General features: G+C 49.8%; 21 protein-coding genes and 1 tRNA gene. 14 read left to right on the top strand and 8 right to left on the bottom strand.

Annotated elements, in window-relative coordinates:
* Positions 1-78 precede the first annotated feature (78 nt).
* Positions 79-813 (bottom strand): MurR/RpiR family transcriptional regulator, encoded by a 735-nt coding sequence (locus tag DES37_RS01855; RefSeq protein WP_036102799.1) that lies wholly within the window; start codon positions 811-813, stop codon positions 79-81.
* 33 nt (positions 814-846) lie between these two features.
* Complete coding sequence (locus DES37_RS01850) at positions 847-1,449, bottom strand: HD domain-containing protein (protein ID WP_036102797.1); 603 nt, start codon at positions 1,447-1,449, stop codon at positions 847-849.
* A 174-nt stretch (positions 1,450-1,623) separates the two neighbouring features.
* Here DES37_RS01850 and trhA point away from each other — a divergent pair, with 174 nt between their 5' ends.
* Positions 1,624-2,277, top strand: a complete 654-nt coding sequence (gene trhA / locus DES37_RS01845) for a PAQR family membrane homeostasis protein TrhA (RefSeq protein WP_110024634.1) — start codon at positions 1,624-1,626, stop codon at positions 2,275-2,277.
* 112 nt (positions 2,278-2,389) lie between these two features.
* Here trhA and ygfZ read toward each other — a convergent pair whose 3' ends face one another.
* Positions 2,390-3,379 carry a tRNA-modifying protein YgfZ gene (gene ygfZ, locus DES37_RS01840; RefSeq protein WP_110024633.1) on the bottom strand — a complete coding sequence of 330 codons (990 nt, stop codon included), beginning with the start codon at positions 3,377-3,379 and terminating at the stop codon, positions 2,390-2,392.
* A 242-nt stretch (positions 3,380-3,621) separates the two neighbouring features.
* Between ygfZ and sdhE the strand changes: the two genes are divergently transcribed.
* Together sdhE and DES37_RS01830 are read left to right on the top strand one after the other, a co-directional pair.
* Positions 3,622-3,888, top strand: a complete 267-nt coding sequence (gene sdhE, locus DES37_RS01835) for an FAD assembly factor SdhE (RefSeq protein WP_036102791.1) — start codon at positions 3,622-3,624, stop codon at positions 3,886-3,888.
* On the top strand, positions 3,869-4,276 hold the full coding sequence (locus DES37_RS01830; RefSeq protein WP_036102789.1) for a protein YgfX: 408 nt from the start codon (positions 3,869-3,871) through the stop codon (positions 4,274-4,276). The genes sdhE and DES37_RS01830 overlap by 20 nt, the downstream gene beginning before the upstream one ends.
* A 16-nt stretch (positions 4,277-4,292) precedes the next feature.
* Here DES37_RS01830 and fldB read toward each other — a convergent pair whose 3' ends face one another.
* Positions 4,293-4,814 carry a flavodoxin FldB gene (fldB, locus tag DES37_RS01825; protein ID WP_036102910.1) on the bottom strand — a complete coding sequence of 174 codons (522 nt, stop codon included), beginning with the start codon at positions 4,812-4,814 and terminating at the stop codon, positions 4,293-4,295.
* 98 nt (positions 4,815-4,912) lie between these two features.
* On the opposite strand from fldB, the gene xerD reads away from it, so the two are divergent.
* From xerD to DES37_RS01790, 7 genes are all read left to right on the top strand, one after another.
* Positions 4,913-5,809: a site-specific tyrosine recombinase XerD gene (xerD, locus tag DES37_RS01820; RefSeq protein ID WP_036102786.1), complete on the top strand. Its 897-nt coding sequence runs from the start codon at positions 4,913-4,915 to the stop codon at positions 5,807-5,809.
* 23 nt (positions 5,810-5,832) lie between these two features.
* On the top strand, positions 5,833-6,531 hold the full coding sequence (dsbC, locus tag DES37_RS01815; RefSeq protein WP_036102785.1) for a bifunctional protein-disulfide isomerase/oxidoreductase DsbC: 699 nt from the start codon (positions 5,833-5,835) through the stop codon (positions 6,529-6,531).
* Positions 6,532-6,558: 27 nt separating this feature from the next.
* Positions 6,559-8,289 (top strand): single-stranded-DNA-specific exonuclease RecJ, encoded by a 1,731-nt coding sequence (gene recJ / locus DES37_RS01810; RefSeq protein ID WP_110024632.1) that lies wholly within the window; start codon positions 6,559-6,561, stop codon positions 8,287-8,289.
* A gap of 160 nt (positions 8,290-8,449) precedes the next feature.
* Positions 8,450-9,548 (top strand): peptide chain release factor 2 gene (prfB, locus tag DES37_RS01805; RefSeq protein WP_110024631.1). Its coding sequence is split into 2 segments (ribosomal slippage): positions 8,450-8,524 and positions 8,526-9,548, totalling 1,098 coding nucleotides; the frame shifts between segments, so codons are not numbered across the junction.
* A 9-nt stretch (positions 9,549-9,557) separates the two neighbouring features.
* Positions 9,558-11,069, top strand: a complete 1,512-nt coding sequence (lysS, locus tag DES37_RS01800) for a lysine--tRNA ligase (RefSeq protein ID WP_036102781.1) — start codon at positions 9,558-9,560, stop codon at positions 11,067-11,069.
* A 108-nt stretch (positions 11,070-11,177) separates the two neighbouring features.
* A complete protein-coding gene (gene actS, locus DES37_RS01795; RefSeq protein WP_110024630.1) occupies positions 11,178-11,942 on the top strand; it encodes an amidase activator ActS in 765 nt (254 codons plus the stop codon).
* A 90-nt stretch (positions 11,943-12,032) separates the two neighbouring features.
* Positions 12,033-12,106, top strand: a tRNA-Gly gene (locus DES37_RS01790).
* Between the two features lie 50 nt (positions 12,107-12,156).
* Here the strand turns inward: DES37_RS01790 and DES37_RS01785 are convergent.
* Both DES37_RS01785 and DES37_RS01780 read right to left on the bottom strand, forming a co-directional pair.
* Positions 12,157-12,969 (bottom strand): GNAT family N-acetyltransferase, encoded by an 813-nt coding sequence (locus DES37_RS01785; protein WP_170123712.1) that lies wholly within the window; start codon positions 12,967-12,969, stop codon positions 12,157-12,159.
* Between the two features lie 153 nt (positions 12,970-13,122).
* The gene (locus tag DES37_RS01780; RefSeq protein WP_110024628.1) at positions 13,123-13,515 is read right to left on the bottom strand and encodes a hypothetical protein; all 393 of its coding nucleotides are present in this window, start codon (positions 13,513-13,515) and stop codon (positions 13,123-13,125) included.
* Positions 13,516-13,614: 99 nt separating this feature from the next.
* On the opposite strand from DES37_RS01780, the gene DES37_RS01775 reads away from it, so the two are divergent.
* The 3 genes from DES37_RS01775 (at position 13,615) to DES37_RS01765 (ending at position 16,756) form a co-directional block, all read left to right on the top strand.
* Complete coding sequence (locus DES37_RS01775; protein WP_110024627.1) at positions 13,615-14,352, top strand: helix-turn-helix domain-containing protein; 738 nt, start codon at positions 13,615-13,617, stop codon at positions 14,350-14,352.
* A 178-nt stretch (positions 14,353-14,530) separates the two neighbouring features.
* Positions 14,531-15,400 carry an aldo/keto reductase gene (locus DES37_RS01770; RefSeq protein WP_036102766.1) on the top strand — a complete coding sequence of 290 codons (870 nt, stop codon included), beginning with the start codon at positions 14,531-14,533 and terminating at the stop codon, positions 15,398-15,400.
* A gap of 741 nt (positions 15,401-16,141) precedes the next feature.
* On the top strand, positions 16,142-16,756 hold the full coding sequence (locus tag DES37_RS01765; protein ID WP_146211484.1) for a hemagglutinin: 615 nt from the start codon (positions 16,142-16,144) through the stop codon (positions 16,754-16,756).
* 89 nt (positions 16,757-16,845) lie between these two features.
* Here DES37_RS01765 and DES37_RS01760 read toward each other — a convergent pair whose 3' ends face one another.
* Positions 16,846-18,018, bottom strand: a complete 1,173-nt coding sequence (locus DES37_RS01760; protein WP_036102762.1) for an NAD(P)-dependent alcohol dehydrogenase — start codon at positions 18,016-18,018, stop codon at positions 16,846-16,848.
* A gap of 210 nt (positions 18,019-18,228) precedes the next feature.
* Between DES37_RS01760 and DES37_RS01755 the strand changes: the two genes are divergently transcribed.
* Positions 18,229-19,212 (top strand): AraC family transcriptional regulator, encoded by a 984-nt coding sequence (locus DES37_RS01755; protein WP_245929934.1) that lies wholly within the window; start codon positions 18,229-18,231, stop codon positions 19,210-19,212.
* 55 nt (positions 19,213-19,267) lie between these two features.
* On the opposite strand, the gene DES37_RS01750 is transcribed toward DES37_RS01755, so the two are convergent.
* Positions 19,268-20,167, bottom strand: coding sequence for a LysR family transcriptional regulator (locus DES37_RS01750; RefSeq protein WP_110024625.1), 900 nt, complete (start codon positions 20,165-20,167; stop codon positions 19,268-19,270).
* Positions 20,168-20,203 lie beyond the last annotated feature (36 nt).

The following is a 20,203-nucleotide window of genomic DNA, read 5'->3' as shown; positions in this document are numbered from 1 at the left end:
GCAAAAGCAGATGCAAATGTCACGATATAACAAAATCAGTGGGTTGTGACTAGTTACATGCAAAAAACAGGGCGTTTTTTAGGCCAGCTTTCGGGCGAGTTTCCGGCCTAATGTTTCCAGAATATAGACGACAGGTAACTGGCTGGTAATATCGTGATTGCCAGAAATGCGCATTTGGGGAATATGCCAGGAGATATTGAAATCCGCCATGCGGGCCAGTGACGAGTTGTCGTTGCTGGTGATTGACATAACTTTGCAGTGATGCAGGCTGAACTGGCTGGCAAACCGCAAAATTTCTGGCGTTTCCCCGGAAACGGAAAGCACAATTGCCAGCGCGTTTTTCGCCATATCGTTGTTGACCGGGAAATATGGGTCATCAATATGGTTACTGAATTTTCCCATGTTGGAAAAAAAACGTGCGCCGTATTTCGCCATCGAGCCGGATGTGCTGGCCCCCACAAATATAATACGCTCTGAATGGCAGATAATATCCACGGCCTGGTTCAGCAACGTATCAAACTCCGGGTTATTCACACTGTTAAAGAAACTGATGATTTCACCAGTGCCAAAATTGGCGGGCAGTGGTTCAGCCTGGGATAAATAGAGCTTGAAGCGCACACGAAACTCAGAATAACCATCACAACCCAGCTTGCGGCAGAAACGTAAGACCGTGGTTGTTGAAACTCCGGCGGCTTCTGCCAGTTCCCGGATAGTCATGTACATCACGGCATCATGATTCTTGATGGCGTAGTTGTAGACCAGCAATTCCAGGTTGTTCAGCCCGGCGATTGCCGCATGGTTAAATAAGGTCACAGCGGGTATCCTGAGTCATCAAGCCAATGGTTGTTAGCGTAACCAGCCTTTTTCGTGAGCGGCATATAACTGTGTTTTGACATGTTCCCATAAGTCCGGCCAGACATCGCCAACACAGGTATTACGGTTGAGAACTTGCTCAAGCCTGACCTGGTTCTCCTGCCAACTCTGCCCTTCATTATGCAGGTTTTGCAGCACCGGTAACACTCTGTCCAGCGCGCCAGCAAATTGGGCGTCGGGCGTGGTGCCCGCTTCATATTCCTGCCAGAGTGCCAAAAACTGGCTGTTTTGCGGGGCAGGCAGCAGGCCAAACAAACGCTCTGCTGCCTGAGCTTCCTGGCTGGCAATGGCGGCGCGGGCTTCCAGGTCGTACACCAGTACATCACCGGTATCTATTTCGACAACATCATGCAGCAGTGCCATTTTTATTACCCGGTCAATATCCACCTTGCTGCCTGCGAAAGGTGCCATGCTCATTGCGGCTACAGCAAAATGCCAGCTGTGCTCAGCGCTGTTTTCTGCACGCCCTCCGCCTAACAGCCGGGTGCGGCGTTCAACCCGCTTGAGTTTGTCAATTTCCATAAGAAAATTAATGATATCGGTAAATTTACCAAAGCCAGGAGTACTACCGGTCATCGTTCTTATCCTGCTGTTATGCGCCTGCGCAAATTGTAAAACAAATTCCGCTTACCTGCGATCAACCTGGAAATACCTGTACACATATTAAATTTCAGTGAACATGTGTTCACTGAAATCATTCTCAGTTAGGCTATACGTGCGGTGACCTTATTATTTCCAGGAGTTGATCTTATGGCCCGGACAAAACGTTTTGCGCAGGGATATTCTCTGGCAGAGGAGATTGCCAACAGTATCAGCCATGGGATAGGTCTGGTGTTTGGCATCGTTGGGCTGGTGTTATTGCTGATTCAGGCCGTGGATACCCGGGCGGATGCGACAGCCATAACCAGTTACAGCCTGTATGGCGGCAGTATGATATTGCTGTTCCTGGCGTCCACGCTGTACCACGCCATTCCGCATGCGCGAATTAAGCCGCTACTGAAAAAATTTGACCACTGTGCCATCTACCTGTTGATTGCCGGTACTTACACACCATTTTTGCTGGTCGGGCTGCGCTCGCCACTGGCGCATACCTTAATGGTGATTATCTGGAGCCTGGCATTAGCGGGGATCCTGTTTAAGCTCACCATTGCTCACCGGTTTAAAGTACTGTCGCTGGTAACTTACCTTGCTATGGGTTGGCTTTCATTATTGGTGGTGTACCAACTGGCAATGCGTATTGCCCCGGGTGGGGTGACTTTACTGGCAGCGGGTGGGGTAGTTTATTCCCTGGGGGTGATTTTTTATGTCTGTCGCCGTATCCCGTTTAACCACGCTATTTGGCACGGCTTTGTGCTGGGGGGGAGCGTGTGCCATTTCCTGGCGATTTACTTTTATGTTGGGTAAATGTGGGGTAAAGCTGGCAGGAGGATACCAGGGTAAGGTTAAGGCGCATATCTGTTGAAGTACGCCAGGCAGAACGCGTTTGCCCCTTGCCTGGCGCCAGTACGTGGTGGAATCAGGCTTCTTCTTCAAGTGAATAAGGCAGTGGCTCAAGACTGAGTTCGCTGCCTTCGTCGCCCAAAACACGGAATACGGTGCCAGGCTCGATATCGTTATTCATTACGGCCTGAACCAGGGTTCGGCCATCTTCCAGTGATACTGCGGCCAGAACACGCCCGGTACGCCGCCAGTTGTCACCCATTTTCATTTCCAGTGCATCTGCCGCGGCAGGAATATGCCCGGCTTTACCAGATAACAGCCACATTGCGCGCTTATTGGCGCCACGGAATTTTGCCCGTGCCACCATCTCCTGCCCGGTGTAACAGCCTTTTTTAAAGCTGATTCCCCCCAGAGCCTGTAAGTTTGCAGCCTGTGGAATAAATTCATTGGTGTTGGCCAAATCAATAACGGGGTAGCCAGCTTCGATATCCAGAGCCAGCCATTGTTGGCTGTTGTTACGCTGGGCTTCACCTTTTAGTTTATCGGCCACTACCTGAGCCTGAGAGGCGTCAGTTACCAGTAAAAAGCGCTCGGCAGGCAAAGGCAGCCACAGAATCGTGGTATTGCCATCCTGTACGACTGGCTGGCTGGCATCTGGCAAGGTGGTATAAACAGAGGCCAGAGCGGCACGGGCCTGAAAACCGGCCAGACCGAGCAGCACTGCGTTATCATCTGGTGCGATGGTGACTTTGGAAAAAACAGCGTATTTTTTCAGTTCACTCAACTGTGTTTCACACACACTGCGGCGCAGTAACCAGGAGAAACCCTGTTCATTGGGAAATAACCGCAGATTGCTCCACATTTTCCCTTTGGCATCGCAATGTGCTGTCAGCACATGTTCATGTTCCGTTAGCTGAGCAAGATCTGCAGTAAGTTGCCCCTGAAGATATGTTTTACTGTCAGGGCCGCTGATGGTGGCAACGGCCCAGTCGTCCAGTGTCATTAATGTCAAAGGAAGGCGGGCTGCGTTAACCGCCTGGCGAGGCGCAAACGGATTGAAAGACATAGTATTAGTCCCGTTTAAATGAGTGCGATATGCCAACTATGGTAAAAGAGACGCAAGCCATTGCAAGGGCTTTCACCATACCTTTTGTGCCTTTGCGTGCAGGGCTGCAGGCTAATGTAATAGCCTGCAACATTAAGAGTAAAGTTAGAAGGATCAAGGAAAATCGCATATTCCGGTGAAGAGTGGCGATAAAACAAGGTAAACTAGCCAGGTACCCGCTTGTGGATTACAGGAAAGAATGTATGGATATCAATAATAAAGCTCGTATTCATTGGGCATGCCGCCGCGGTATGCGCGAGTTAGACATTTCCATCATGCCTTTTTTCGAGCATGAATATGACACGTTGAGTGACAGCGAGAAACAAGCGTTTGTCAGGTTACTCACCTGCGATGACCCGGATCTCTTTAACTGGCTGATGAACCACGGTTCGCCAGAAGACCCGGAACTGGCCCAAATGGTTGCACTGATTCAGTCACGGAATATGGCTCGTGGTCCTGTGGCACTCTGACCTGCGGGTTTCCTGGCAAACGCAATGGCTTTCACTGCTGCTGCACGGTTTAGTCGCTGCGGCAGTGCTGTTTTTGCCCTGGCCACTGGCCTGGACTCCTGTATGGCTGTTGCTGGTTTCGCTGGTGGTGTTCGACTGCGTAAGAAGCCAGCGGCGTATAAATGCCCGCCATGGTGAATTGCAACTGTTAACCGAAAACCGGGTTAAATGGCAAGAAGCTGAGTGGGCTCTGGCAGGCCAGCCCTGGATGTTGAAGTATGGCGTTTTGCTGTGTTTGCGCCGCCTCCCGGGAGGGCGCAAACACCATTTATGGCTGGCAGCAGACAGCATGGACCAAAAAGCATGGCGTGATTTGCGCCGCTTACTGAACCAACACGGCAGTACATAAGTATTGCCGGGGCTGGTCAGCCGAATGCCTGTGCCATTTCACCAAGAATTTGTTCACACCAGTTTTCCAGCCGTTCGTCACTCAGGTCATACTGGCTGGTCTCATCCAGAGCCAAACCAACAAACAGCTTGCCATCTGCCGTGACGGGTTTCTGGCTGGTAAAGGTATAGCCTTCTGTTGGCCAGTAACCAATAAAGTGAACGCCCAGAGGTTGTAGTTTGCCGTGCAGCATGCCCAGTGCGTCAAGGAACCACTCGCTGTAACCTTCCTGGTCACCCATGCCGTACAGTGCGACAATTTTTCCCTTGAGGTTAAGGTCGCCCAGTTTGTCCCATATGGCTTCCCAGTCTTCCTGGATCTCACCAAAATCCCAGGTCGGTATCCCCATAATCAGCACATCATAGCTTTCCATTAATGTGGGGGAGTCATCTTTCAGGTTGTGCAGCTCCACCAGATCCGGGCCAATGATGTCGCGAATTTTTTCCGCAGCCATTTCGGTGTAGCAGGTGCTGGAGCCATAAAAAAGGCCGATTTTCATCATGTTAACCATTCATTTCTTATACCAACAGGCATAGTGTACCAGATCCCCCGCAGGTTAAGGCATAATGCGCATATCTGGACAAATACGAGGCGAAAATGGACGACAATCTTGCACTGATTGAGCAGTTCCTCGATACGCTGTGGCTTGAGCGCAACCTGGCGGAAAATACGCTCAGTGCGTACCGGCGCGATTTACACATGGCGGTGGAGTGGCTCCACCACCGGCAACAAACCGTGTTATCCGCAACGGGTGACGATTTGCAGGCATTGCTGGCAGAACGGGTTGAAGGCGGATACAAAGCGACCAGTTCCGCACGCTTATTGAGCGCTCTGCGGCGTTTTTTCCAGTATTTGTACAACGAAAAACTGCGTACTGATGACCCATGCGCCAGGCTGGCATCGCCAAAACTCCCTCAACGCTTACCCAAAGACCTGAGCGAAATCCAGGTTGAGCACCTGCTGCAGGCACCGGTGGTGGATATTCCCCTGGAGTTGCGCGATAAAGCCATGCTGGAGGTGCTCTATGCCACCGGGTTGCGTGTGTCGGAATTGGTGGGCCTGAGTATGAGTGATGTCAGCCTGCGCCAGGGGGTGGTACGCGTGATTGGTAAAGGCGATAAAGAGCGCCTGGTGCCACTGGGTGAAGAAGCGGTTTACTGGCTGGAACAATACCTGACATACAGCCGTCCATGGTTACTCAATGGTGTGGCGTCTGATGTGCTTTTCCCCAGCCAGCGGGCAAGGCAGATGACACGCCAGACTTTCTGGCATCGTATTAAACATTACGCTACGCTGGCGGGAATCGACAGTGAGAAGCTGTCACCTCACGTGTTGCGCCACGCTTTTGCCACGCATCTGTTAAACCATGGTGCGGACTTGCGTGTGGTGCAAATGCTGCTGGGGCATAGCTCGCTTTCTACAACGCAAATTTATACACATGTGGCCACGGAACGACTGCGCCAACTTCATCAACAGCACCACCCTCGCGCGTGAGTGCCGAAGCAAAAGGATGTTTTATGAAAAAAGGGTTTGTATTGCTTTCTTTAATGGCAGGGATGTTGCCAGGCCTTGTGCACGCCGATGACGACGCCATCAAAACTTCGCTGGGGAAACTGGGTGTAAGCCAGATGACCATCAAGCCTTCACCTGTACCGGGGATGAAAACAGTGCTGACACCGGCAGGCGTGTTGTATGTCACTGAAGATGGCAAACATGTGATTCAGGGGCCTTTGTATGATGTCAGTGGCGCGCGCCCGGTTAACGTGACTAACGCGCTGTTAGTCAGTTCACTGGAAGCCCTGAAAGGCGAAATGATTGAATACAAAGCCGCTCAGGAAAAACATGTGATTACCGTGTTTACGGACATCACCTGTGGCTATTGCCACAAACTGCATGAGCAGATGCAGGACTATAACAGCCTGGGCATCACTGTGCGTTACCTGGCTTTCCCTCGCCAGGGCCTGCAAAGTGAAACGGCGGTTGCCATGAAAAATATCTGGTGTGCCAAAGACCCTAAAAAAGCCTTCGATAACGCTATGGCTGGTACACAAGCGCCTGCGGCGAATTGCAAGGTTGATATCGCAAAACACTACAACCTGGGGCTGCAGTTTGGTATCCAGGGCACACCGGCCGTGGTGTTGCAAAATGGCAGCGTGATCCCAGGCTACCAGGGGCCTGAAGAAATGAAAAACTTCCTGGATCAACATGACAGTTAAAGTTCAGCAAAGCGTGGTCAGTTTCGGGTGAAAAAACAGTTGCAACTTCGCCGCCGGGTCGTTGATGACCAGGCGGTACTTCCAGAGTCTCTCCCGCCGTTATTACGGCGCATTTATGCCAGCCGTGGGGTACATGGTGAAGAGGATTTAGCGCGCAGTGTCAAAGGGTTGCTTCCCTGGCAGCAACTGAGCGGTATGGACGGCGCGGTGGCTTTTTTATACCTGGCTCTGGTGAACCAGCAGCGCATTGTGGTCGTCGGCGATTTTGATGCCGATGGCGCAACCAGCACAGCATTGAGTGTGCTGGCGTTAAAGCAGTTTGGCGCCAATGTGGATTACCTGGTTCCTAACCGTTTTGAAGATGGCTATGGTCTGAGCCCGGAAGTTGTGGTTCAGGCACACCAGCGTGGTGCTCAGGTTATCATGACTGTTGATAACGGTGTTTCGTCACATGCGGGTGTGGACAAGGCTCATGAGCTTGGGATCCCGGTGCTGGTTACCGATCACCACCTGCCTGGTGAAACATTGCCCGCAGCAGATGCCATGGTTAATCCCAACTTACACGGGTGCGATTTCCCCTCCAAATCACTGGCAGGTGTGGGGGTGGCGTTCTATTTAATGATGGCGCTGCGCAGCCATTTGCGCGCTGTTGGCTGGTTCACTGAAACGGGCAGGGCAGAACCTAACCTTGCGGAGTTTCTGGACCTGGTGGCACTGGGTACAGTGGCAGATGTCGTGGCGCTGGATACCAATAACCGGATACTGGTCTGGCAGGGGTTAAGCCGTATTCGCGCCGGGCGTTGCCGCCCCGGGATCCGTGCACTACTTGAAGTGGCTAACCGCGATGCATCACGCCTGGTGGCGATGGATTTGGGGTTTGCCATTGGCCCGCGCCTGAATGCCGCAGGGCGGCTGGATGATATGTCTGTCGGCGTGGCGCTGTTAATGTGCAATAACCCCGGCGAAGCACGTATGTTAGCCAGTGAGCTGGATGCACTGAACCAGACGCGCAAAGAGATAGAACAGGGCATGCAGCAGGAAGCGCTGGTGTTGTGCGACAAACTGGAGCGCAGCGGTGAAACGTTGCCTTCCGGGCTGGCAATGTACCACCCGGAGTGGCATCAGGGCGTGGTGGGTATACTGGCCTCGCGCATGAAAGAGCGTTTCCATCGCCCGGTAATTGCTTTCGCACCTGCTGGTGACGGCAGCCTGAAAGGTTCCGGGCGCTCTGTTCAGGGTTTCCATATGCGTGATGCGCTGGAACGCCTTGATACGCGTTTCCCCGGGCTGATGCTGAAGTTTGGCGGTCATGCCATGGCTGCCGGGCTGTCTTTAGAAGAAGCGCAGTTTGAAACATTCCGCGAACATTTTGCCGCGCTGGTGGATGAATGGCTGGATCCCGCTATGCTGCAAGGTGAAATTTGGTCGGATGGCCTGCTGGAACCTCAGGAAATGACGTTGAACGTCGCTGAAATGCTGCGTGACGCTGGTCCCTGGGGGCAGATGTTCCCGGAACCCCAGTTTGACGGGCGTTTTCGCTTGTTGCAGCAACGGCTGGTGGGCGAACGCCATTTGAAAGTGATGCTGGAGCCTGTTGGTGGCGGTCCGTTACTGGATGGCATTGCTTTTAATGTGGATACACAATGCTGGCCCGATATGGGCGTAAAAGAAGTCGAACTGGCTTATCGGCTGGATATCAATGAGTTTCGTGGTAACCGCAACTTACAGTTAATTATCGAAAACCTCTGGCCGGTGTAATTACCCAAAATATTCCCGCCAGTTATCCGCCAGAGCGCCCCAGGTGAAATAACCGCCTGGGGCGTAAATTTTTAAGGTATAAAATGTTCAGTAAATCCGGTAGACTTCCCGGTCTGTAACCGCATATGTCTTCTCTTAATTCAACGTAAGATTCGCAACCATGTTTGAAATTAACCCGGTAAAAAACCGCATCCAGGACCTCACCGAGCGCACTGACGTTCTTAGGGGGTATCTTTGACTATGATGCGAAGAAAGAGCGTCTTGAAGAAGTAAACGCCGAGCTGGAACAGCCCGATGTGTGGAACGAACCTGAACGCGCACAGGCGCTGGGTAAAGAACGTTCCTCACTGGAAGCCATTGTTGGCACACTGGACCAAATGCAGCAAGGCCTGGACGATGTCAATGGCCTGTTAGAGCTGGCGGTAGAAGCTGACGACGAAGAAACGTTTAATGAAACGATCGTCGAGCTGGATCAACTGGACGCGAAACTGGGTCAGCTTGAGTTCCGCCGTATGTTCTCTGGCGAATACGACAGCGCAGATTGCTATATCGATATTCAGGCCGGTTCTGGTGGTACTGAAGCGCAGGACTGGGCAAGTATGCTGCTGCGTATGTATCTGCGTTGGGCGGAAGACAAAGGTTTTAAAACCGAAATTATTGAAGAGTCTGAAGGTGAAGTTGCCGGCCTGAAATCCGCCACTGTGAAAGTGATGGGTGATTATGCCTATGGCTGGCTGCGCACTGAAACCGGCGTTCACCGCCTGGTGCGTAAGAGCCCGTTCGACTCAGGTGGCCGTCGCCATACGTCATTCAGTTCCGCATTTGTTTACCCGGAAGTCGATGACGACATTGATATTGAAATTAACCCGGCTGATTTACGTATTGACGTATATCGTGCATCCGGAGCAGGTGGCCAGCACGTAAACCGGACTGAATCTGCGGTTCGTATTACGCACGTTCCTACCGGGCTGGTTACTCAGTGCCAGAATGACCGTTCTCAGCATAAGAACAAAGATCAGGCAATGAAGCAGTTGAAGGCGAAGCTGTATGAGCTGGAAATGCAGAAGAAAAATGCTGAGAAACAGGCAGTAGAAGAAACCAAGTCTGATATTGGTTGGGGCAGCCAGATTCGTTCTTATGTACTGGATGATTCCCGTATCAAAGATTTGCGTACTGGCGTGGAAACACGTAACACGCAAGCGGTACTGGACGGCAGTCTGGATAAATTCATCGAAGCAAGTTTGAAAGCAGGGTTATGAGGAACCAACATGTCTGAACAACAATCACAGGGCACTGAAGTCGATCTTAATAATGAAATGAAAAACCGCCGTGAAAAGCTGTCTGCACTGCGTAAGCAGGGCGTGGCTTTCCCGAACGACTTCCGACGTGATAACACTGCTGACAAACTGCACGCTGAATTTGATGGCAAAGAAAATGAAGAACTGGAAGCGCTGGGCATTGAAGTCAGCGTAGCCGGGCGCATGATGACCCGCCGTATTATGGGGAAAGCCTCTTTCGTTACGTTGCAGGACATGGGCGGCCGTATTCAGCTGTATGTTTCCCGTGACGACTTAGCCGAAGGCATTTATAACGAACAGTTTAAAAAATGGGACCTGGGCGATATCCTCGGCGCTCGCGGTAAACTGTTCAAAACCAAAACCGGTGAATTGACCATCCATTGCACCGAGATGCGTCTGCTGACCAAAGCACTGCGCCCGTTGCCAGATAAATTCCACGGTCTTTCTGACCAGGAAATGCGTTATCGCCAGCGTTATCTCGACCTGATCGCCAACGAAGAATCCCGTCATACTTTCCAGGTACGCTCACGTATTCTGGCTGGTATCCGTAAATTCATGGTAGGCCGCGGGTTTATGGAAGTAGAAACGCCGATGATGCAGGTGATTCCGGGTGGGGCTTCTGCGCGCCCGTTCGTGACACACCACAATGCGCTGGATATCGATATGTATCTGCGTATTGCTCCTGAGCTGTACCTGAAACGTTTGGTCGTGGGTGGTTTTGAACGGGTGTTCGAAATCAACCGTAACTTCCGTAACGAAGGTATCTCTGTGCGCCATAACCCTGAGTTCACCATGATGGAACTCTATATGGCGTATGCAGACTATAAAGACCTGATTGAACTGACCGAATCCCTGTTCCGCACAATGGCGCAGGAAGTTCTGGGCCAGACTCAGGTGCCTTATGGTGATGAAACCTTTGATTTCGGCAAACCTTTTGAAAAACTCACCATGCGTGAAGCTATCAAAAAATATCGCCCGGAAACCGATATGGCGGATCTGGACGATATGGCGAAAGCTGTGGCAATTGCTGAGTCTGTCGGTGTTAAAGTTGAGAAAAGCTGGGGGCTGGGCCGCGTAGTGACCGAGATCTTCGAAGAAGTGGCAGAAAGCCATTTGATCCAGCCTACATTTATTACTGAATACCCGGCAGAAGTGTCTCCACTGGCACGTCGTAATGATCAAAACCCGGAAATTACCGACCGTTTTGAATTCTTTATCGGCGGCCGTGAGATTGGTAATGGTTTCTCCGAGTTGAATGATGCTGAAGATCAGGCTGATCGTTTTGCTCAGCAGGTTGCTGCGAAAGACGCCGGTGATGACGAAGCTATGTTCTACGATGAAGACTATGTCACTGCACTGGAACACGGTCTGCCACCAACTGCAGGTTTGGGTATCGGGATTGACCGTATGGTTATGCTGTTCACCAACAGCCATACCATTCGTGACGTTATCCTGTTCCCGGCTATGCGTCCGGTGAAATAATCCGCTAACGCTCCCCATTTGGGGAGCGTTTTCTCGCTATCGTTCGGCCTGGTTTACCGTCTTGCCATCAGCACCGGAAGCTATCTGAATAGATCCAGAGGAGAGTGCGTGAGTTCGGGAATAACTTTTTCACACTGGCTTCGGCCAATTATCTGTCTGTTTTTAGCCCTGTCTCTGGCCGCCTGTTCCGGGAGTGCATCCCGCAACAATACGCCAATTTCTGGTTCAACTTACACCGTCCAGCGTGGTGATACGCTGTATCGCATCGCACTGCGTTCTGGTAACTCAGTGGGTACGCTGGCACGCCTTAATGGCATTTCATCGCCTTATACCATCCAGGTTGGGCAACGTTTGCGCCTGAGCGGCTCTTCGCCTGGTAAAACAGTGACGCCGAAGGCATCAACCAAAACCACCACAACTGCACGTAACAGCAGCGCGTCGCAACCGGCAAAACTGGCCCCTGCCAACTGGCCTTCCCCCGGCAGTAAGTGCTGGCGCTGGCCGACACAGGGGAAAGTGGTTGATGGCTGGTCCAGTAAAGATGGCGGCAATAAAGGCATTGATATTGCAGGTACTCGTGGGCAACCAATCTATGCGGCGGCTGCCGGGCGTGTGGTCTATGCTGGCGACCAGTTGCGGGGTTACGGCAACCTGATTCTGATTAAGCACGATGAAAACTACATTACTGCTTATGGTCATAATCAGAGCATGCTGGTTACCAATGGCCAGCAGGTGAAGGCCGGGCAGAAGATAGCCACTATGGGCAGCACAGGTACCAACTCAGTAAAACTGCATTTCCAGATCCGCTACAAAGCGACAGCACTGGATCCACTGCGTTACTTGCCCCCTCAAGGGAAATCACCGTCCTGCTAAGCAGGGCGGTTGCTTAAAATGACAGCACTCAGTTCGTACGGCTCTTGTTAATCAATTTCAAATGTCTATAATGCGTTACGCACTTCCAGTGCGGGTGTAGTTCAATGGTAGAACGAGAGCTTCCCAAGCTCTATACGAGGGTTCGATTCCCTTCACCCGCTCCATGATTTCCCATATTCATTTTTATGCTTAAAAAATGCAGAGATTAGCCTCATCATAAGGTTAATACCATTTCGTACTGCTTGATGGGGAGTTCAAAAAAGCCTGCCTGTAAGTACATTCTTTGTAGCTCTCCGGGGATTGCAACGGGAGTGGTAATTCCTGGGTATGCAACAGATATATCGCGTAAAAAGTTGGTAGCAAAACCCTGACGCCTGTACTCTGGGGTAATGAAAATATAGCGTAATTGTTCAGTGCCAGATAAAGTGTCCAGCACAGCCCATCCTTTATTTACATAATTAAGGATTTTACACGGGATAGTATGAAAAGATAATGGGGAGATCAGCCACTGTACTTCAAGGGGCGACTGCCTGCAGATATCCTTCACCAGCTCATCGTATGAACCAGAGATAAATTCCACTTCGCTCTTTTTATTATTACTTTGTGATTTAAATCCTACTAAATCACGGGTGATATTAAACCCAAGTGAGTTATATAGCTCTACGCCGACATGATTTTCCTGAATGACTTCTAAATGGATCTCTTGTATGTTCTTTTCTTTCAGTTTTTGAAAGGAATAATTTAATAGTTTTTTAGCTAAGCCTTTGCCACGATACTCCGGTGCGAGTGCAAAAGCAGCAAGGCGCGCTTTGTTACTTCGCAGGCAGATAATAGTGATTGCAACAATGTTCTCCCCATCTTTCCAGACACAGGAATCATTGAAGCTTATTCCTTCAGATATAAAACGAGAGATAAAATATTCCGGGGTGGTTTTTATAGGAATGACATAGCGCTCAAAACAGGCATTCATTATTTCACTAAGTTCAATGGCAGAGTAACTAATTATTGATTGCGAATTTATTGTCATATGCATTCCTGTTTTATTGGACGTCATTTACCCAGTCAGAGCCTGAACAACATAACTATTGCCGGAGGGAACGGCAATGGTTATGTATGAATGCGTAGCATTGCCAGTACGGGCAGAGCAAAAAACATTAATTTATTGAAATGATTTAACTCTTCAGCGCACACTCCCCAGATATGTATCTTCCGCCTGGCCTTCAATGAGCCGGGTGAGCTCCTGGCAGCCAATAATTAGCCCGTGATCCACAGTGAAGCTGGCAAACACTTCGGTCAGCACATGCCCGCCATTTTTTTTGGATACGTCGACCAGGTGGTGAGTCAGTACCTTGTCCTCTTGTTGCGCGATAGCCAGAATGTTGAGTTCCATCGCCGTGGTGAGTTGCCTCAGTTGTGACAGATGTGCGACAAACTGAGTGTAATCAAGCTCAATACCGTTCACCCTCTGGTGGTAGTTCGGGGCAAAAAAAGTCTCTAATATTTTCTCGTTATATTCGGGGCTGGTAATTACTGCTTCCAGTGCTCCGCTTATCAGTGGGATATGGTTATCCACAGGTGTTACCTCGTGTGATTTACTGTCACCGGAGGATATGCCTTATCTGTTCAGCCAGGGTAACCCTGAGGTGACAATCAATAACGCGAATCGGCCAACATGATAAAAAGCACAGAGCCCCTGAACCATACAGCTAAACACCATACCCCGAGCCACCGTCATTCAACCAGGCAACTGTATTGGGTTACCCGGGGCATTATCATGATTGAGGCTGAACACACGCACTGGGCGGTAACGCCAGGGGTTATAGGGTGGATCCCTGCAGAAATACCACACAGTGCCTGGATGCCTGTTGATGCCCGTGGAGAGATTCTGCACTGTAGCCCCACAGGAACTTTACTACTTCCTTTGTTGCCCTGTATTCGCACCGCTTCCCCTTTTTTGCAGTTGTTATTACAGAAGGTCAGTGAGCGAGTTCCGGCTGGCGTTCATTCACCATACTTAATGCACCTGGAACAGGTTTTGGTGGACGAAATCGAACAGGCCACACCCGCGTTGTCGCAACTCTCTCTTCCTGCAGATGCACGGGCAAAACAGGTTGCGCAGTTTGTATTAGCGGGCACCGGGGATGTGTTATCTCAGTCAGTCATGGCTAAACAGGCTGGGTTAAGTGTGCGGACATTAAGCCGGCTTTTTATGCAGCAGACAGGGTTAACATTCAGTCAGTGGAAGCAAAAGGCGCGGGTATTGCGCTCGTTGGAATTTTTACAGAGTGGTACGCCAGTTTCTCAGGCTGCTTTATTGGTGGGCTATGAGAATGTGAGCGCATTTATTGTGGTTTTCAGGCGGTTTATGGGTATGACCCCGGGGCAGTTTCAGGTTCTGGCGCGTTGCTAAGATTGTTGTTTCTGGCTCCTGGCGGCCTTATTCCTTGTGCAAGCTTTCCCGCTTTGCCCGCAAACAGCGAGTGTCTGATTAATGAGTTCTGCTCACAAGTCATATCTTATTTTGCATATTAATTACATGGATACTTTTATTCTAGAATGATGCCTTGAGATGGCAGAGGAGCTCAACCGTGGAATATTCAGTATTAAGCAACAACCTTAAAATGCCGATGGCAGGTTTTGGTGTGTTTAAGGTAACCGATAAAGAAGAATGTAAACAGTCCGTGTTGAGTGCAATTCGGGCAGGTTATCGCCTTATCGATACCGCAGCCGTTTACGGCAATGAAGATGCTGTTGGTGATGCTGTTCGTGAAGCTATCGCAGAAGGTCTGTGTACCCGCGAGGAATTATTTATCACATCCAAACTGTGGGTGCAGGATATGGCTGACTACGATATGGCGAAAGCCGGTATCGGAGCATCGCTGGAAAAATCGGGGTTAGAATATTTTGACCTCTACTTACTGCATCAGGCAATGGGGGATTACTTCAGTGCGTGGCGCGCTCTGGAAGATGCATATGACACCGGGAAACTGAAAGCAATTGGGGTGTCCAATTTCTATGCGCACGTATTAGCAAATTTCTGCGAAACTGTCAGAATCAAACCCATGGTAAACCAGGTCGAATTGCATCCTTACTTTGCACAACCGGATGCACTTGAAACCATGAAATACTACAACGTTCAGCCTGAAGCCTGGGCTCCGTTAGCGGGGGGGCGGCATAACCCTTATGAAAATGAAATGCTGCAAAGCATTGCCAGCACCCATAACAAAACCATTGCTCAGGTTATTTTGCGCTGGAATCTGCAACGTGGTGTAACGGTTATCCCTAAATCCACGCGCCAGGAACGTATTGAAGAGAACTTTGCTGTCTGGGATTTCTCACTTACGGATGGCGAAATGGCTCAAATCAGTTCGCTGGATGAAGGCTACGTTGGCGAAGCAGTAAAACACTTTAATCCTGAATTCGTTCGTGGCTGCCTTGGTGTGAAAATCCACGACTGACCACCGGGTTCGTCAATACCCGGGCCACTTTCCAGCACAATAAGTGGTGCGGGTATTGCGTTGATTTATTCTGAGTACCAGCAGGTTTTTTGGCCTGGTCTGGGTGATGCCAGACCCGGTTTCGTAGCTGTATTATCTCCAGGGAAAACAGCCCCCGCCTGTCGGCTTTTTACTTTAGACATTTCCTTTAGTTGCACACAAATCATGCCTGGTTTGTGTTTGTCTGGCGTTAAATACTGTTTAAGCTCAGGTAAAACCGTAAATCAGTATCTTTCTTTATCGCTATTCCTGCGATTAGCTGGTGATTAATTTTGGTTAAATCATACAGCCAGACTGTTTTTTCAGCCTGGAAAGAAGGAAATCATAACAAGTACCTGTGAGTGGCAAGGAACCGGCTATCGCTATCAGGTTATAAATACTGCCATAACGTATTTATTATTATTGGGTTTATTTTTGTTGGGTTTGTTGTCCTTTGTTCAATGAAACAGAAGCTGTAACTGGCTATTTCACCTCAGGGTGATTTGCCTTAAGGCTGTGCAATGCATTCCTGCAACGCACATGTGCTAATCCAGTCCGCCAGGCTGTTTCACTTGCGGTTTTGTACCCGGCTTAATGCAAACAATCCTCCCGCACACTGGTTCGTGTTGGTTGCCTGCATTGGCAGGTGCAATATTACATGCCTGAAAGGACTTGCTTCTGGCACTCCTCCGTTCATTCATGAACATATCTGGAGATTTGACAATGGTCTCATCACTATCGGGGTATACGACTTATCCCTTGTCGTATGTTCCTTCAGTCAGTAGTACCAGTAGTGTCCTGGCAACAACTGATGTGTCTGAAGTGCAAAAGGCTACCACGCGCCATTCCGGGAGCGGTGGCATTTACAGCGCACTGGCTAATGCGCTTTCTGAGTCTGGTATTACACTCAGTAGCGCAGATACCACAGCAACAGATACGGATACGTCCAGTACTGCATCAACGGCAGATACTGAACAGGCTGTCGGGCAGTTTATCCAGGTTTTGATGGCTGCCATGCACAGTATGTCCGCACCTGCGGCACAATCAACAGACACAGATGCGCCGCCACCACCGCCAACTGTGGTGGCAGATTCGTCATCAGAAAACCCGATGCAGACCGACCTGAATGCGCTGATTAGCGAGCTGGCTTCTTCTTCCAGTTCAACAACCAGTTCATCATCAGGCACTGAAATCAGTGACCTGCAAAGTGCTTTCAGCTCTATGCTCGCCAGTCTGGGGCAAAGTAGTAGCAATGCCACGCTCAGTTCTGTTTTGCAGAGTTTTGCGTCCACATTGTCGGCGAATCAGGGCAGTAACATGGTTGATGAAGTTGCCTGATATCTGGTTATGAATTAACGGGTTAGTAAAACTATGCCAGAAAGGCACTTCGGTGCCTTTCTTTTCCTGATTAGTCGTTTTTGCGGAACTTATAGTGTTGCCGCATCAATTACATAGCGATAACGTGCTTTTTTATTCACGACGTTTTCCCATGCTTCATTGATTTGTTCTGCTTTAATAATCTGGATCTGCGGCAGAACTTTGTTGTCAGCGCAGTAATCAACGACTTCCTGCGTTTCTTTCATGCCGCCAATCAGCGAGGCATTAAAGTTCACCCGGCTTGCGGCCAGATTCAGCGCATTAAGCGACAACTGGAAACCTACCGGCATACCAACCTGAGTAAAGGTGCCATAAGGTTTAACAACAGAAACATAGGTTGCGACATCATATTGATAAGGGATAGTGGAAATCAGATAGTCCAGTTTGCCCTGATACGGGGCCATTTTGCTGGGGTCATCAACCACAATGGCTTCTTTCGCACCAAAAGCCAGAATATCTTTAACTTTGGAAGGTGAGGTAGTAAAGGCATACACTTCGGCACCTTTGGATACAGCAATTTTTATAGCCATATGACCAAGGCCGCCAATGCCTGCAACACCGACTTTCATGCCTTTAGTTATTTTCGCCTGCATCAGTGGAGAATAAGTGGTAATGCCTGCGCACAGCAACGGAGCTGCTTCCTCAAAACTGATGTTGTCCGGAATATGTACTGCGAAGTGGTCACGCACCACAAGATTTGTCGAATACCCACCCTGAGAAATACCGGTTGGTGAATCTTTTTCCGGGTAACCGTAGGTGAAAATTGTCGCCGGGCTGTATTGTTCGACATTTTCCAAAGTGGCGAGTTTATTACGTGGCAGCGTGCTGTTAACCATGCATCCCACACCCGCCCGGTCTCCCACTTTAAAGCGGGTCACGTTTTTACCTACCGCGGTAACAATACCGACAATTTCGTGTCCAGGAACCTGAGGGTATTTTTGTACACCCCAGTGGCCTTTCATTTGGTGGATATCTGAATGGCAGATACTGGCATACTTAGTTTCGATAAGAATATCGTTGTCGCCTGGTGTGCGGCGTTCAAAGGTCCATGGTGCGAGCTTGCCTGAGGTATCAAAAGCGGCATAACCGCGCGATTTAGTGGTAGCTTCTTTTCCATCTGCAGCCAGTACTCCCAGAGGGCTGCTCATAAGCATACCTGCACCGACCACCGCGCCAGAGCGTACGACAAACTCTCTGCGGCTCAGTTCATTATCTTCACTCATCGTTGTACTCCTTTTAAAATCGATGATCATTGATGTCGAAATTTGGGTGGTTATTGACGGGAGATAGTGGAATATCCTGGCACTACCAAATAAGTTGTTGATATACAGAACCGGCAAATTTCTTGCCTGATCCTCCATCTGGCAGATCTTTTAATCGACAGCGGTCGTAAAGGAATATATTGCTTACCACAGCCAGAATAAGGAGAGACCATGCAAGATAATGCGATGCCAGATAACAGTGAAACAGCCACATTCGAGAGGATAAGAGCCCAAATAGCAGAAAGTGTTGCGCATCGTGTTGGTGGTAATAAAGATTATCCGAGTGTGATTAACGGCCTTAGCTTGTTTCACCGAGACAGGCCTGCGCCCCCCGCGCTTTGCCTGGTTGAAACCAGTATTGTGGTGGCAGTGCAGGGTGAAAAACAGATTCTGGTTGCGGGTGAAGCCTACCCTTATAACACCAGCCGCTTTTTGATTACTTCGCTGGATATTCCTGCTTATTCTCAGGTGCTGGAAGCCAGCCCGGAAAAACCCTGCCTCGGGTTTGCGTTTCGGCTTGATTTACGCATTATGGCTGAGTTGATGGCTCAGGATAGCGTGTTATTCCCCTCTGGGCAGGCCCGAGGGCCAGACTCTGGTATTGGGTTAGGCATGCTAACAACAGCGATACTGGAGCCTTTCAAACGGTTAATTGATTTGTTGGATGAACCCGAATCTGTTGCTGTTTTGGCACCACTTATTGAACGGGAAATCCATTATCGGTTGCTGCGCAGTGACCAGGGGGCACGGCTTGGGCAGATAGCTTCTGTCGGCAGCCAGGGGCATCGGGTTTCCCGTGCCATCACCTGGTTGAAAGAGCACTATGCTCAACCTTTGCGTGTTGATGAGCTGGCATCCTGTGTGCAAATGAGCCCGTCCAGCCTGTATCAGCATTTTCGCCAGTTCACAGCCATGAGCCCTTTACAGTACCAAAAATGGTTAAGGCTGACTGAAGCCCGCCGCCTGATGTTCAGTGAAGGAATGAAAGCAGCCAGTGCGGCTTTCCAGGTGGGTTATGAAAGCCCGTCGCACTTCAGCCGTGAATATAATCAGCTTTTTGGTTTATCGCCAAAGCGGGATATTGAAGGGTTGAGAAAGCAGTTTGGTGGCCAGGGGGCTGAAATATTGCCTGCCGCAGAGGCCCGGCGGCAGTAACAAGTTTTTAGGTAATCCCTACTCTGGTTTCTACAGCAAGAGCAATGTCGCTTGTTTAAGGGTGTTTATAATGCCGTAAAGCATCAACAACTATTTGAAATGCTTTTGAAAGGTTGCGGTTCTCTGGGTAGTAAATATAGTAGCCATCCCAGTATGGGCACCAGTCCTCAAGCACACTGATTAATTCGCCTCTGGCAATATGTTGTTCTGCAATATCTCTTGGTACATGGGCGAGCCCATAGCCATTCAATGCTGCCTGAAGATTTTGGTAGATACGGCTGAATACCAACTGGCCGCTCACCTTTACATTAATGCTTTTGCCTTCCTTTTCAAACTCCCAGACATACAGGTTTCCATGAGTAGGAAACCGCAGGTTGATACAGTTATGGTCAATAAGATCATTGGGATGAGTGGGATGAGGGTTACGGGAAAAATAGCCAGGTGAACCGACAACAGCAAAACGGACATCCGGGCCAATACGCACGGAGATCATGCCGTTAGTAATTTGCTCACCAAGGCGTGTGCCTGCGTCAAAGCGGCCAGAGACAATATCGGTCAATGCATAATCATCTATCAACTCAAGGTTGATGTCAGGGTATTCTTTCAGGAGCGGTTCCAGTTTCGGCCAGATAACCGAACCTATTGCATAATCAGACGTTGAAATACGCACAGTGCCTGATGCTTTGCTATTGAGATCTTTTAGCGACTGCAACCTGTCCTGAATGCCATCAATATATGGCCCCAGGTCTTCAAACATGGTTTGCCCAATATCTGTCAGTGCAATACTGCGTGTGGTTCGCGTCAGTAATTTCATCCCCAGGCGCGATTCCAGAGTGCGCATACTGTGGCTTAATGCTGATTGCGATACGCCCAGAATAGCCGCAGCACGCGTAAAGCTTTTCTCCCGGGCTACAGCAATAAATGCCATGAGATCATTAAGATTTTCTCGTGCCACCAGTACCTCTCAATATTATCCGTGAGTGCAATTGCT

The organism is Mangrovibacter plantisponsor (assembly GCF_003182475.1).
In the GTDB taxonomy this organism is placed as follows: Bacteria; Pseudomonadota; Gammaproteobacteria; order Enterobacterales; family Enterobacteriaceae; genus Mangrovibacter; species Mangrovibacter plantisponsor.
The sequence above is the reverse complement of the archived record's forward strand: the minus strand, read 5'-3'. Positions and strand labels throughout refer to the sequence as shown.